This is a genomic window from Bacillus bingmayongensis (genome assembly GCF_000299035.1).
In the GTDB taxonomy this organism is placed as follows: Bacteria; Bacillota; Bacilli; order Bacillales; family Bacillaceae_G; genus Bacillus_A; species Bacillus_A bingmayongensis.
In genome coordinates this window covers 996,361-1,009,977 of record NZ_JH921518.1, presented here as the reverse complement: position 1 = coordinate 1,009,977, position 13,617 = coordinate 996,361, and the positions used below count along the sequence as shown (strand labels likewise).

Genomic DNA, 13,617 nt, shown 5'->3' with positions numbered 1-13,617 from the left:
AGAAAGAAGATGAAATGTGTAAAAACGATATGTAATGATCATGCAGCAACAGCTTATATCTATTTGGATTCTAAAGAAACAAAAAATAGTTTAGACTTTACATTTGCTACAGAGTTGCTAGAAGAAATCAAGTATGCAAATCAAAATCCAGATATTAAGACCATTGTATTTTTGAGCCAGCATCGTAGTTTCTTTTCTAGCGGTCCATCACTACCTGGGTTACTCGAAATAGGCGAAACAAAAAATCACGCTGAATTGCAAAACATGCTAGATATTTTGAATGAAGTCATAAAAGAAATCTATTACTCTCCAAAGGTGACTATTGTAGGATTCAATGGATATGCCTACGGAGGAGGGCTAAATATATTTCTAGGATGTGATTATCGTCTTGCGGTAGAACGAGCTAAGTTTATTGAAAATTTTCACAATATGGGAGTGACAGCAGATTTAAGTAGCAGTTATTTTCTCCCTCGCTTAATTGGGATGACGAGAACATATTCTATTATCCTATCTGGTGATTTATTTACAGCAGCAGAGGTAAAAGATTGGGGATTATTTAACGAAGTATTTCCTTCTACAAAAGAAATGAAGAGTCATATAGAAGAATTTTGTAAAAAAATACACTCACAAGACTTTTCGGCAATACAGCGTACAAAGATGTTATTGAAACATTCACTACAAAATACTTTAGAAGATCAACTTTGTATGGAAAATGAAGCCCTGCAAAATAGCTTTAAAAGTGATGAAGTCGTAAACCGTTTAAAAACTATATTAAATCATTCTATGATCTAAGGAGGGTGACTGCATATGTCATCTGTAAAAGTAAGAGTAAAAGTAGATGTAGAAGAGTGGATGGTTAATCCAAATGAAGTATTACTTCAAGAAGCTCCGTTCATTTTCGTAGACAAAATTGTAACAGTGAGTGATGAGGAAATTATTTGTTTAAAACATTTGGCCCATAATGAACCGTATTTTAAAGGCCATTTTCCAAAGAACCCTATACTCCCAGGGGTATTAATGGTGGAAATGGCAGCGCAAGCAAGTCTAATTCTTACTACGTATAAACAAAATAAATTTAAGTTTGATGAAGACTCTGATGCTAAGCAAGAGGGTTACTTAGTAAAGACGAATAACTTTACTTTCTATAACAAAGCGAAACCAGGTGATTCTCTTAAAATTCGAGTGAGACTTACACAAAATACAGGAAACTATTATACAGCAAGTGCACTTATCAGTTTTGCTGACAGCAATGGAAGAGTTGCAAAGGGTGAATTAGTATTTTATCTACCAAGTAAGGGGGAGACAAAAAATGTTAACTAAAGATGTTGTGATTGTGGGAAGTGGCCCTGGAGGAGCATTGTTAGGATACTTATTGGCGAAGTCTGGAATTGACGTACTTGTTATAGAAAAAAGTGCTACTCTAAAAAGGAATTTTAGAGGAGAAACAATTGCACCTGGATCGGTATCACTTTTAAAACAACTTGGCCTGTTTGATAAAATTCCAAAAGACCAATATTTGAAGGTACAAAAACTCCTTATGTATGACAAAGATGAAAAACTTTTAGGTATCGATTTTAAAAATTTTAATCATGAACAAAAGTATGGAATTGATATGCCCCAGCCAACTATTTTAAATGTGATTTTAAAAGAAGCAGATCAATTTGAAAATTTCTCATATTGGAATGATACAAGTTGCCTGGAACTAATGGAAAATGAAGCTGGAGAAGTGGATGGAATTATTTGCAAAAGAGGATCTGAAAGTCTAAAAATCAAAAGTCGATTAGTTGTTGGAGCGGATGGACGATTCAGCACAGTTCGAAAATTATCTAAACTTCAATTTGAAAAAAATGAATATGATCGTGACCTTGTTTTCTGGTTTAAAGTTCCGAAACCAGAGGGATGGCCAGAGGAATGGAAAGAAACAAGTATTATTAAAGTAGATCGAAATAATCACTTAATTCTCTTACCTACTTTCCCAAATCTTTTAAGAGTTGGTATGTATATAGAAAATAATGGGATTTCTGAGACGTACGCACAAGGAATCGAAGCGTTTAGAGAGAAAGTCATCGCGCTAGAACCAAGATTAGAAGAGGTGATGCAGGAACATATTAAAGATTGGAATGATACTACATTACTTAAAATTTTTACTACATTTGCACCGAAGTGGTCTAGAAATGGACTCATTTTAATTGGAGATGCTGCACATACGTTGTCTCCAGTTCTAGGACAAGGTGTGAATGTCGCGATGCAAGATGCAGTAGAGTTAGCACCGTACATTATACAAGGGTTACAAAATGAAGATGTACAGGCAGAACCGTTAAAGCATGAATTATTTATAGAATTTGAAGAGAAAAGAAAGAAAATTATATCTTTTATATCAAATTTTCAAGAAGAACAAGAAAATGGTTTAGCAGCAAAAACCGATCAGGAGTGTAAAGAGAGAGTAATAAAAATGAAAATGCTTGATAACCATCCGTTGAAATATCAAATGATGAGTCCTATACAGTATGGAATTGCTTTAGAGAACTAACGGAGGAGGGGCGTGTATGTTCTATGGCATTGGGATAGATTCGGTTGAGATAAATAGAATTGAGTCAATGTATGATAAACGGCCTGAATCACTAGTTAATCAAATCCTGACTGAAGCTGAAAAGGAACAATTTTATTCCATAAAACAAAAAAAGCGAAAAATGGAATGGCTATCTGGGAGATTTAGTGCAAAGGAAGCCATGTCTAAAGCGATTGGCACAGGGATTTGTGGAACGTTCGGTTTTCATGATGGAGAGATATTAAGTGATAAAAGTGCGAAACCAGTTTTCTATTTATCTGAGAAGACGAAAAGTTTTTTGCCTAACGGTATAAATATATATGTAAGTATTACGCATACGCAAACTACAGCTTCGTCTGTTGTAGTATTAACGGAAAAATAATATAAGTAGGGTAGTTCCATCTTTTTGAGAAGTGGATGGCCTATTGAATCAAGAAGTGGAAATACCTTATTTATAGCTGTATATGCAGTTTATGTTATATGAATATTTTCTGTTAGCTAGAGAGCAAAGATTCAGATTTTCTCATTTGAATACATATTACCAACTGATTAAGAGGGAGAAAAAAGAATGGAGATTACAGAAATTCAAAAGTTAATAGATGCGCTTCATCAATCTTCTATTGATGAATTGGAGTATCAGACAGAAGACGTAAAGTTACGCTTAAAAAGAAATAGGAAAAAAAATACGCAGTATGTTGAAACGGAAAAGAAGAAAGTTGAATCTTTTCCAGTAGAAAATCTGGTAACAGAAGTTGCTTGCACGAATCAAGTGGAAGAATTGAAACCAGTAGAAGAAACATATGTGAAAGAAGATTTATATGAAATTACCTCTCCCATGGTAGGAACCTTCTATAGCTCTCCTTCACCAGGAGCAGATCCGTATGTCAAAGTAGGACAAAAAATAGATAAAGAAACGATTGTTTGTGTTGTAGAAGCTATGAAATTATTTAATGAAATTGAATCAGAAGTACAAGGGGAAATTGTAGAGATATTGGTTGGCAACGGAGAGCTTGTAGAATATGATCAACCAATGTTTCTGGTAAGGAAAAAGTAGGGGTGATTGTAATTGATTAAGAAGCTATTAATTGCGAATCGTGGTGAAATAGCAGTTCGAATTATTCGTTCCGCAAGAGAATTGGGAATTAAAACAGTGGCAGTGTACTCTAAGGCTGATAGAGATGCCCTTCATGTCCACCTAGCAGATGAAGCTCATTGTATTGGTCCAGCGCTTGCAAAAGAAAGTTACTTGAATACAGTCAATATTATTTCTGTAGCAAAGTTAACACAATGCGATGCGATTCATCCAGGATACGGATTTCTAGCGGAAAACGCTGATTTCGCTGAAATTTGTAAGGAATGCAACCTTATATTTGTTGGGCCAACTCCTGAGACGATTAGGAAAATGGGAACAAAGGATATCGCAAGAAAAACAATGATAGAAGCTGGTGTACCCGTTACTCAAGGATCAGATGGAATTATTAAAAGTGTTGAAGAAGGAATTAGGATAGCGGAAGAAATCGGATACCCAGTTATTATTAAAGCGACTGCTGGTGGTGGAGGGAAAGGTATCCGAGTTGCTCAAAACAGTAAAGAATTAGTTGATGGGATTCGTCTTACTCAGCAAGAAGCGAAAGCGGCGTTTGGGGATCCTAATGTATATTTAGAGAAATATATTACAGATTTTCGTCATATTGAAATTCAGATTTTAGCAGATAGTTATGGCAATGTCATTCACTTGGGAGAAAGAGACTGTACAATTCAAAGAAGGCTTCAAAAGTTAGTAGAGGAAACACCGTCGCCTGGTATCACGATGGAAGCCAGAGAAAAGATGGCGAAGTTAGCTGTAAAGGCAGCTCAAGTTGTTAATTATTCAGGGGCGGGTACAATCGAATTTATCTATGATTTAAAAGAGAATAAATTTTATTTTATGGAAATGAATACAAGAATTCAAGTTGAACATCCAGTTACAGAAATGGTTACAGGTATTGACATAATTAAGGAGCAAATTCGGGTAGCCTCTGGAGGAAAACTAAGATATCAACAAGACGATGTGAAGTTTAATGGCTGGGCGATAGAGTGTCGCATCAATGCAGAAAACCCAGAAAAGAATTTCATACCATCACCTGGAACTGTTCATGAATACCTCCCTCCTGGAGGATTTGGAGTACGTATTGATTCAGCTGTGTATGCAGGTTATAGTATACCTCCTTATTATGACTCTATGGTAGCTAAAGTGATTGTTCATGGAGAAACGAGAGAAGAAGCAATTCAGCGAATGGAAAGAGCGCTTCGTGAATTTCATGTTGCTGGTATTAAAACGACCATTCCTTTTCATTTAAATCTGTTAAATAATAAAACATTTATTTCTGGTGAATTTAATACCAAATTTTTAGAATTACATGATCTGAAAACGAAAGAGCTACAAAGTGTTTAAAAAATAGAATGACAAAGAATGGTTTATCAATCATTTTCATTATGGAGGAGATAAAACATGAATAATAAAGTAGTGCTACAAACAGAAGGATTAATTACCCTGGTTACAACTATCTATTTATATAGTTATTATGAGTTTAGTTGGTGGTTATTTTTAGCATTAATACTTGTACCTGATATTGGTATGCTTGGATATGCGATAAATGAAAAAATAGGTGCAAGTGTTTATAACTTTTTTCATACGTACGTAATATCTATTTCTGTATTTGCAATTGGATTGTATACAAACCAAGATTGGATTTTAGCATTAGGAATTGTTTGGACAGCTCATATAGCAATGGATCGAACTATCGGATATGGATTGAAGTACACACAAGCTGGATTTAAAACTACTCATCTTACAAGAGTATAATGGATGCAAATTTTTCGTTTGAATCGAATGAATTCTTAAGTGTTTGTTAGCTAATAAATGGGAGGAAGAGTTGTGATTAAAGAATTAATTCCAAGAAAAAAGAAAGATTCGACAGTATCAGCTGTGCAATTAATGTCTGATGTTCCAGATGGAATAGTAGTTAAATGTCCAAAGTGTAAAAAAATCATATATAGCAAAGATTTGCGTAAAAATCTAAAGGTCTGTGTAGAGTGTAATCATTATTTTCCGATGAGTGCTTTAGAAAGAATTGAATCTTTATTGGATCAAGATAGTTTTGTGGAATACGATGGGCGCATGACTTCAAATAATCCCCTTGGTTTTCCTGGGTATGAAAAAAAGTTAGAATCTGATCAAAAGAAAACAGATCTTAAAGAAGCGATAGTAACAGGGGAGGGAACGATTCAGGGACATAGAGTAACTCTAGCAGTTATGGACACTAGGTTCCGAATGGGCAGTATGGGATCTGTAGTAGGAGAAAAAATTACAAGAGCGATAGAATTTGCTTTAGAAAAGGGACATCCTTTTATTATCTTTACGGCTAGTGGAGGAGCTAGGATGCAAGAAGGAATTCTAAGTTTAATGCAAATGGCAAAAACAAGTTCTGCCGCTAAAATGTTAGATTTATCTGGGAATCTGTTCATTTCAGTTATGACATCCCCAACTACTGGAGGCGTATCTGCTAGTTTTGCTTCTCTAGGTGATTATAATTTCGCAGAGCCGGGCGCTTTAATTGGTTTTGCTGGAAGAAGAATTATTGAACAAACAATCCGTGAAAAATTACCAGATGAATTCCAAACGGCTGAATTTTTATTAAAACATGGTCAATTAGATAAAATTTTACCAAGGGATCAAATACGTAGTACATTAGCGACTGTTTTAAGTCTTCATTCAGGGGGAAGAATACAATGAAAAATTATTTGGATTTTGAGCTTCCAATTGTAGAGTTAAAAGAAAAGATCGTAAGTTTGAGAACGTATATGGAAACGACAGGGTTTGATTTATCTGAAGAGTTAGAGAAATTAGATAACAAGTTACGTGTACTACAGAAAGAGGCCTATCAACAAATGAAGCCTTGGGACCGAGTGCAAATTTCACGACATCCTAATCGGCCAACTACTCTTGATTATATTCAAGAAATATGCACAGATTTCTTAGAATTACATGGGGATCGTTCATATGGAGATGATCCAGCTATGGTTGGTGGTATTGCAAGATTTGAAGGTATGCCAGTAACTGTTATTGGACATCAACGTGGAAAAGGTACAAAAGAAAATATATATCGAAACTTTGGTATGCCTCATCCAGAAGGCTATAGAAAAGCGCTTAGACTTATGAAGCAAGCTGAAAAATTCCAACGCCCTATTATCACCTTCATTGATACAAAGGGAGCTTATCCAGGTAAAGCTGCTGAAGAGAGAGGGCAAAGCCAAGCTATTGCAAATAACCTTTTTGAAATGGCAGCTTTAACAGTACCAGTGATTAGTGTGGTAATTGGAGAAGGTGGTAGTGGAGGAGCATTAGGAATTGGGGTATGTAACCATCTTCACATGCTTGAAAACTCAACATATTCGGTAATTTCTCCGGAAGGTGCGGCAGCACTTCTTTGGAAAGATGCTTCAAAAGCACAGCAAGCAGCTGAAACAATGAAAGTTACGGCACATGATTTAAAGGAATTAGGCGTTATTGATACACTGATTCCAGAAGTAAATGGAGGCGCCCATCATAATGTCAAAGCACAGGCAGGGGAAATTAAAAAAGTTGTAAAGGAATCCTTAAATGAACTAATGTGGTTAGGGAAAGAAGAGTTACTAAAACAACGCTATCAAAAATATAAACAAATCGGAGAGTTTTCTACTCCAGAAGCTATTCATGATGAAATACGTATAGTAAATGCCTTGTAAAGGATTGAGTCTAGGGGAGAGCACCTCAACATTATCAGTTCAATGTCGTATTCATGTAGATAGAGATGAGACTTCCCCTTATATTTATAAAATAATTTGTTGGAAGGAAAAGAGCTAAGGCTCTCTTTTTTTTCTTTAATTGACTTTAGGAAAGAAATTTCATGACTTGGAGTTTTAATGATATTTGAAAAAAGTTTAACAATTCTCTTAGAGTGTAGCATTATTTGAAGGAATAATTTTATGCCAATAGTAGATATTTGAGATTTGTTATATTAAGTTATCTGGCATTTTGTAGTATATATAAAAGAAATAAGATGAAATATCAAAAATGAATGTAGTTTAACATATTTTAATGATATGTTCGGGAGGAGAGAAGCTATATCAATAAGGTATGGCTTCTTTTTTATTTGAAACTCCGTTTGCACTTATGAGGAGTATCGCCTGGCTATTCATTCCAGCGGCGATTATCTTATTTCTTTTCTTTGGATTTAAGGCGAATAAACTTTATAAAATACATGTTAGTTAAAATCTTAAAAGATGGCTTCGATATTGCATCGAAGCCATTTTTTCTAGGGAATTTAATCTATTTTTGATACATTAATAGTTGAGACATACAAATAAGGGGTAGAGATGCAGAAATGGAATTATTTGATTATTATAAACGGAAAGGAAGATTTAAACTTCTAATCGGAACAGTTATTTTTCTATATGTACTATGGTGTGTATATGGAACGTGGGGAATGGTGGATTGGGGACAGGTTATCTTTATTTTGATTGTTTCTTCTGTTTTCCTCGGAATTGGATTTTGGCAACTGCGAAAAGGAAATACGATCGAGAAGAATTCGGTGAAAAGTAATGTAACGTTTTGGGATGTTGATACGTTCGTCGTATTAAAATTACCGAAACGGAATGCACAATTTGGTTTATACCATCCTGATGGGGGATATGTTGCTGGAACAAAGATCATTTCATCTAACATTCTATTTTCAGTGATCCCTTTTTTAGGGAATAGAGATGTGTATGGATTAGAAACGAGTAGCGGGGAAATTCTTGCTTATTTTCATACGGAAGCGGACAGGTATGATTGGGTAATCTATGATTCAAATTATAACCAAATTGGTATGTTTAAAGAAAAGATGATACAAGGGTTTGGTGCGATACGTGGTTCTTTAATGACGAATAAAGAAACGAAGTTGTCCGATGTTGAAGTGGAGTTTGATTTTATCCAAAGTACGCTCCGTACAATAGACGGACGTACACTAGCAATCGGTAAGCAAGGGTACATGCCGATAGAATGGAGCGAAAGGTTTATGGGCCTTAATGTGCCTACTATTGCATTCGGTTCCAATGCATCTAAGAATGAAAAAATGTTAGGAATAGCGTTGTTCCTTTATAGTTTACGTACAATTGAGATTCGAAAAGATAGAGCGAGTGTTTAATAGGAAAATGATATATATTAATCCTTACAAAATTGTCACATTTCTGTAAGGTTATAAGATAGTTTATTTTCTTTTTTAATGTAATAATAAAGCCATAAGAAATGTTCATACATAAGAGGAGAGTGTCAGTAATGATTGTAACAACAACATCTGGAATTCAAGGAAAAGAAATTATTGAGTACGTTGATATTGTAAATGGTGAAGCGATTATGGGTGCAAATATTGTTCGTGATTTATTTGCTTCTGTTCGTGACGTTGTAGGTGGCCGTGCTGGTGCATATGAAAGTAAATTAAAAGAAGCACGTGATATTGCAATGGAAGAAATGAAACAACTTGCACAGCAAAAAGGAGCAAACGCTATTGTTGGCGTTGATGTAGACTACGAGGTTGTTCGCGATGGTATGTTAATGGTTGCGGTAAGTGGTACTGCTGTACGTATATAAAGTGAAACTTTAATCAGTGGGGGGTTTCTTCATCCCCCACTGATTATTAGTTGAACCAATCGGGCTTTTACGGGCAGTTGATCCCCCACCTATCTTCCTCGTTTCTCTTTGAATCTTGAGGTGGGGGTCTTACTGCCCGTTAATGCGGGATAAAATAAAAATCCCTTTAGAGTAGATATACTTTAAGGGGATTTTTCGGCTTCTTTTAACTTTCTCAACATTGCAAGGAGATAAATATGGTAAAATAGTAAGTGGATGGGAGTCCATACATATTATTAAAATTAAAGTGGTTATCAAGTCGGAGAGAAGGCACTCATGAGAGTGTCTTTTCTTTTTGATTTAAAGCAAATAAACTTTATCCCACATTAACAGGCAGTAGGACACTCTTTATTTTGGTCTACTTTTAACATAAAAGCATCTATTTAAGATGTTTTTTTCTTTTTAAAGAAAACGTCTCTTTTTTTATAGAACATATGTTTGTTTTAGTGTATAATAATCTTATCAAATAAAATGAGGTAAAGACAGGTGAAGAAAGCGTATTTTTCGAAACGGATCTATAAGACAGATTTCCCCCATGAGATGGTAGATGCAGTCACATAGACAATCGAAACATGTAATCGGGCGAAGCGATTTGCATTTCAAACGATTGTTCAGGAAAAACGTTGGAACCGTAAGATGCATGACAAAGTGTTCTGCCCTCGATATAAGAAAAAGTAGCTGTACCTGTTTTGTTTTCCTGTCGTTGGAAGATAGAATGGATTGTCTCACATAAAGACACTACCGAACTCTATATCGTTGTATCCTCTTTGTTGAACGAGAGGAACTGTTTTTGCCTTGGCAGAAACAGGAGAATCCCCCACCTCAAGCTCGTTTGGAGGTAGGTGTGGGTAGTTCAATCAGTAAAAGCAGGTTAATTTTGTGACGGCTATTTTGGCTTCCTTTTAATTGCATAAGGATGGGTTTATTCCCCTTTACTCTGAATCACAGGCAGATTACCTGTGATTTTCTAATTTGAAGGGAAGCGGTATGGTGGTAAAAAAATAAAAAGTGCAGAGAACGTGATGGATTGATAATTAAGGTTATGTCTTGCCCAAATTATTTGAAGAACTAAGAGAAGGAGTTGGGATAAATTAAATAAGGAATGATGTAAAATATTTTTGCGTTTTATAAGGAATTAGAAAGATATATTATCTGCAAAATAAACAAGCCGTGGCAAATGAGACTATTTCAGAAGGCACTTTAAATAATGGATTACCTCTCATTATATTTGTTTATGGTGGAAATATCGGAGGGACTTTATGGAAAAGAAGATTAATTCTAGAGTAATATTAATAACTTTCATCATTGGTGCATTTTTCGTAATATTAAACGAAACCTTATTGAATATTGCTTTAACTAAGTTAATGACTATATTCAACGTTGATGCTCCAACTGTTCAGTGGCTGGCAACTGGGTTTATGCTTGTTATGGGTGTTTTAATGCCAATTTCCGCATCATTAATTCAATGGTTCACTACAAGACAATTGTTTATAGGTGTTATGACTATTTTTTTAATTGGAACAATGATTGCTGCTTGTGCAGTGAATTTTCCAATGTTGTTAATCGGTCGTATGGTACAAGCTATTGGTACAGGGGTGTTAATCCCTGTTATTATGAATGCTTTGCTCTTACTTTATCCTCCTGAAGTGCGTGGGAAAATTATGGGGACCTTTGGTTTGGTTATCATGTTTGCACCTGCACTGGGGCCTACTATATCGGGGGTAATTGTTGATTTATTCGGTTGGCGATGGTTATTCTTATTTGTTATACCTTTCGTGTTATTTTCAATTGTATTTGCGTTAAAATATTTACAAAATGTCGGAGAGGTTACACGTCCTAAGATAGATATTATATCGATTATTCTCTCAACTATTGGTATTGGTGGAATGATTTATGGTTTTAGTAGTGCTGGAGAACATGCAAGAGGTTTCTTATCAATAACAAGCATTTCTATTATCATGATTAGCATCATTAGCTTAGTCCTATTTGTTCTACGCCAGTTGAAATTAGAGCAACCACTATTGGATGTTCGTGTATTCAAATATAAAAGTTATACAAGAGGCGTCAGTCTTTTTGTTATTGTTATTATGGCGATGTTTGCATCTGAAATTGTAATGCCAATGTATTTACAAGGACCTCTCGGATACACCGCAAAGGTAGCTGGATTATTGTTATTGCCGGGTGCGTTATTAAACGGCTTGATGTCACCAGTAATGGGTACTTTATTTGATAAATATGGTCCTAGAAAATTAATAATTCCTGGTACAATTATGTTGGTTGGGGTCATGATATTCTTTAGTAATATCACTCCTTCAATACCGATATGGTCTTTCATAATGGTATATATCATATTGATGCTATCTATTTCAGCAATTATGATGCCAGCTCAAACAAATGGATTAAATGAATTACCGAAGCATCTATATCCACACGGCACAGCTATTGCAAATACTTTGCAACCAATTGCAGGAGCACTTGGAGTCTCTATCTTTGTAAGTATTATGACCCAAAGTACTCAAAGTCATATTGAAAAACAATCAACTCCAGTAACAGAACAGTTAATGAATGAAGCCATGACAGTCGGTGTACACCATGCCTACTGGTTTGCCTTATTCCTATGTTGTATTGCTTTCGTTATTGCGCTATTTATCAAAAAGGCAATTGCTCCAGAAGCTGATACGGAGTCTTGAAAGTAAGGTTTTCATTCGATAAGTTAATAGATTTATCATATATTGTTGAATAATTAGATCCTCATTTTTTAGTGATGCCACTGAAAAATGAGGTTTTTTATCCCGCATTAACGGGCAGTAAGACCCCCACCTCAAGATTCAGAAAGAAACGAGAAAGATAGGCGGGGGATAACTGTCCGTAAAAGCCCGATTGGTTCAACTAACCATCAGTAGGGGATGAAGAAAACCCCCATTGATGGAATTTTCACTTTATAAAGAATGTTAATCAGAATGTCTAAAGTACTACGAAAAATAAAGTAATTTGAAAATGAAAGTCGATATTCTCAACTACGAGGGTATCGACTTTTTCCATTTTTGGACTTGAAATAGAGTCACGATGTTTTATCCCTTTAATCAAAGAATGCTAAGTGAGTTTTGATCAAACTTTATAGAAACACCATTAGCCAATAGTTCCAAATTCAGGCGTGATTTTTAAATAAGAAGGCATCTTTGTTATGAAAATTGTAATTAATATAAAAGGCAAAAAAGTTTTAAAGGAGTACTTGAACCTAACACGATGTCAGGTTGTATAGTAGTGTTGCCGGCAAAAATAATTCGTACGAAATGAGGGGTTGATTCTGAATAAAAAAACTTGGAAAGTTGGAGAATTAGCTAAGCAAACCGGACTTACGGTACGGATGCTCCACCATTATGACAAAATTGGATTGTTTTCTCCTTCGCAGTCTTCTGATAAGGGACATAGGATTTACAATGAAACAGATATCGCCAAGCTACAACAAATTATGTCACTTAAACAGTTAGGTTTTGCTTTGGGTGAAATGAAAGAGATGATGGAAAATCCAAATTTGAATCCGGTCGAAGTTATAAAAGTACAGTTAGAAAGTATAAAAGAGCACATTCGAATACAAGAACAATTATGTAGTCGGTTGGAAAGAATATATGAGTTGCTGAATAGTCAACAAGAAGTAAGCGCAGAACAATTTATAAATTTGATTGAGGTGATTAATATGAGTAAAGATAAATATTTTACCCAAGAGCAACAGGAGAAGATGTTCAAACAAATGGGGCTAGAGGAAAGAAAACAATATGTAAGTGAATGGGCCGAAATAACTGCAAAGATACAAGTGGAATATGAGAAAGGAACACCACCTGAAAAACGAGACGTAACGCAATTGGCAAAGCGATGGAATGAACTCCTCAATAAGCTGACTTTTAGAGATCCTGAGATATCCAAAGCAGCTGAACGTTATTATAAAGAGAATCCTAAAATAGGAGAGAAATTGGGGATAGATAAGATTGATAAACAGCTTTCTAACTACATTAAGAAAGCTATGTCACACAGTTAAATTCATCTTTATTATAGAAAAAGTCGTAAGCATTTGTATAGCTACGGCTTTTTCTTTTTAAGCAATCGAGCGAGAGTATTGAATAATTTCTTAGACTTAAACAACTTTATTATCCCTTATTTCTAGAACATTTTTAGCCCCTGAAATGGATACAAGCATCGTTAGAAGTTTTCCAGAGGAGGGAGATACTGAAATAGAAGGCATTCCGTTTTCTTGGATGGACGAAATGACTTCCTCTAAAAAAGCATCTTGATTCTGAAACACTGAATCGATATAGCTGTTAATTTGTTTCACCTTTAAGAATGCTGCCGTGTAGGATGTTATAAGATTGATTTATAGTATAAT

The 13,617-nt window shown here is 35.1% G+C and carries 13 protein-coding genes and 3 pseudogenes; 15 read left to right on the top strand and 1 reads right to left on the bottom strand.

Translation table 11 applies throughout. The features are described 5' to 3' along the window. Positions 1-9: 9 nt before the first annotated feature. The 15 genes and pseudogenes from Y7E_RS0119770 (at position 10) to Y7E_RS31035 (ending at position 13,272) form a co-directional block, all read left to right on the top strand. On the top strand, positions 10-792 hold the full coding sequence (locus tag Y7E_RS0119770) for an enoyl-CoA hydratase/isomerase family protein (RefSeq protein ID WP_017152998.1): 783 nt from the start codon (positions 10-12) through the stop codon (positions 790-792). A 15-nt stretch (positions 793-807) separates the two neighbouring features. Next, positions 808-1,320 carry a 3-hydroxyacyl-ACP dehydratase FabZ family protein gene (locus tag Y7E_RS0119765; protein WP_017152997.1) on the top strand — a complete coding sequence of 171 codons (513 nt, stop codon included), beginning with the start codon at positions 808-810 and terminating at the stop codon, positions 1,318-1,320. Continuing rightward, positions 1,310-2,530 (top strand): FAD-dependent monooxygenase, encoded by a 1,221-nt coding sequence (locus Y7E_RS0119760; protein WP_017152996.1) that lies wholly within the window; start codon positions 1,310-1,312, stop codon positions 2,528-2,530. Before Y7E_RS0119765 ends, Y7E_RS0119760 begins: the two co-directional genes overlap by 11 nt. Positions 2,531-2,546: 16 nt before the next feature. Then, the gene (acpS, locus tag Y7E_RS0119755; RefSeq protein WP_017152995.1) at positions 2,547-2,930 is read left to right on the top strand and encodes a holo-ACP synthase; all 384 of its coding nucleotides are present in this window, start codon (positions 2,547-2,549) and stop codon (positions 2,928-2,930) included. 186 nt (positions 2,931-3,116) lie between these two features. After that, on the top strand, positions 3,117-3,602 hold the full coding sequence (gene accB, locus Y7E_RS0119750) for an acetyl-CoA carboxylase biotin carboxyl carrier protein (protein ID WP_017152994.1): 486 nt from the start codon (positions 3,117-3,119) through the stop codon (positions 3,600-3,602). Positions 3,603-3,614: 12 nt separating this feature from the next. After that, a complete protein-coding gene (gene accC / locus Y7E_RS0119745) occupies positions 3,615-4,982 on the top strand; it encodes an acetyl-CoA carboxylase biotin carboxylase subunit (RefSeq protein ID WP_017152993.1) in 1,368 nt (455 codons plus the stop codon). 57 nt (positions 4,983-5,039) lie between these two features. Continuing rightward, a complete protein-coding gene (locus Y7E_RS0119740; protein ID WP_017152992.1) occupies positions 5,040-5,393 on the top strand; it encodes a DUF4260 domain-containing protein in 354 nt (117 codons plus the stop codon). 72 nt (positions 5,394-5,465) lie between these two features. Further along, positions 5,466-6,323 carry an acetyl-CoA carboxylase, carboxyltransferase subunit beta gene (accD, locus tag Y7E_RS0119735; RefSeq protein WP_017152991.1) on the top strand — a complete coding sequence of 286 codons (858 nt, stop codon included), beginning with the start codon at positions 5,466-5,468 and terminating at the stop codon, positions 6,321-6,323. Then, positions 6,320-7,315, top strand: a complete 996-nt coding sequence (gene accA, locus Y7E_RS0119730; RefSeq protein ID WP_017152990.1) for an acetyl-CoA carboxylase carboxyl transferase subunit alpha — start codon at positions 6,320-6,322, stop codon at positions 7,313-7,315. Before accD ends, accA begins: the two co-directional genes overlap by 4 nt. 391 nt (positions 7,316-7,706) lie before the next feature. Then, positions 7,707-7,841, top strand: a pseudogene (locus Y7E_RS35150) (DUF2812 domain-containing protein); the annotation flags it as partial. Positions 7,842-7,953: 112 nt separating this feature from the next. Beyond that, positions 7,954-8,754, top strand: a complete 801-nt coding sequence (locus tag Y7E_RS33280; protein ID WP_017152988.1) for a hypothetical protein — start codon at positions 7,954-7,956, stop codon at positions 8,752-8,754. 131 nt (positions 8,755-8,885) lie between these two features. Continuing rightward, entirely contained in the window at positions 8,886-9,197 is a 312-nt protein-coding gene (locus Y7E_RS0119715) for a heavy metal-binding domain-containing protein (RefSeq protein ID WP_017152987.1), read from the top strand. 525 nt (positions 9,198-9,722) lie between these two features. Beyond that, positions 9,723-9,878: pseudogene (locus Y7E_RS35075) on the top strand (IS200/IS605 family accessory protein TnpB-related protein); the annotation flags it as partial. A gap of 617 nt (positions 9,879-10,495) precedes the next feature. Then, on the top strand, positions 10,496-11,926 hold the full coding sequence (locus Y7E_RS0119710; protein WP_017152986.1) for an MDR family MFS transporter: 1,431 nt from the start codon (positions 10,496-10,498) through the stop codon (positions 11,924-11,926). A gap of 611 nt (positions 11,927-12,537) precedes the next feature. Further along, positions 12,538-13,272, top strand: a complete 735-nt coding sequence (locus tag Y7E_RS31035) for a MerR family transcriptional regulator (RefSeq protein ID WP_017152985.1) — start codon at positions 12,538-12,540, stop codon at positions 13,270-13,272. A 117-nt stretch (positions 13,273-13,389) separates the two neighbouring features. On the opposite strand, the pseudogene Y7E_RS31970 reads toward Y7E_RS31035, so the two are convergent. Continuing rightward, positions 13,390-13,566, bottom strand: a pseudogene (locus tag Y7E_RS31970) (O-methyltransferase); the annotation flags it as partial. Between the last annotated feature and the right edge of the window lie 51 nt (positions 13,567-13,617).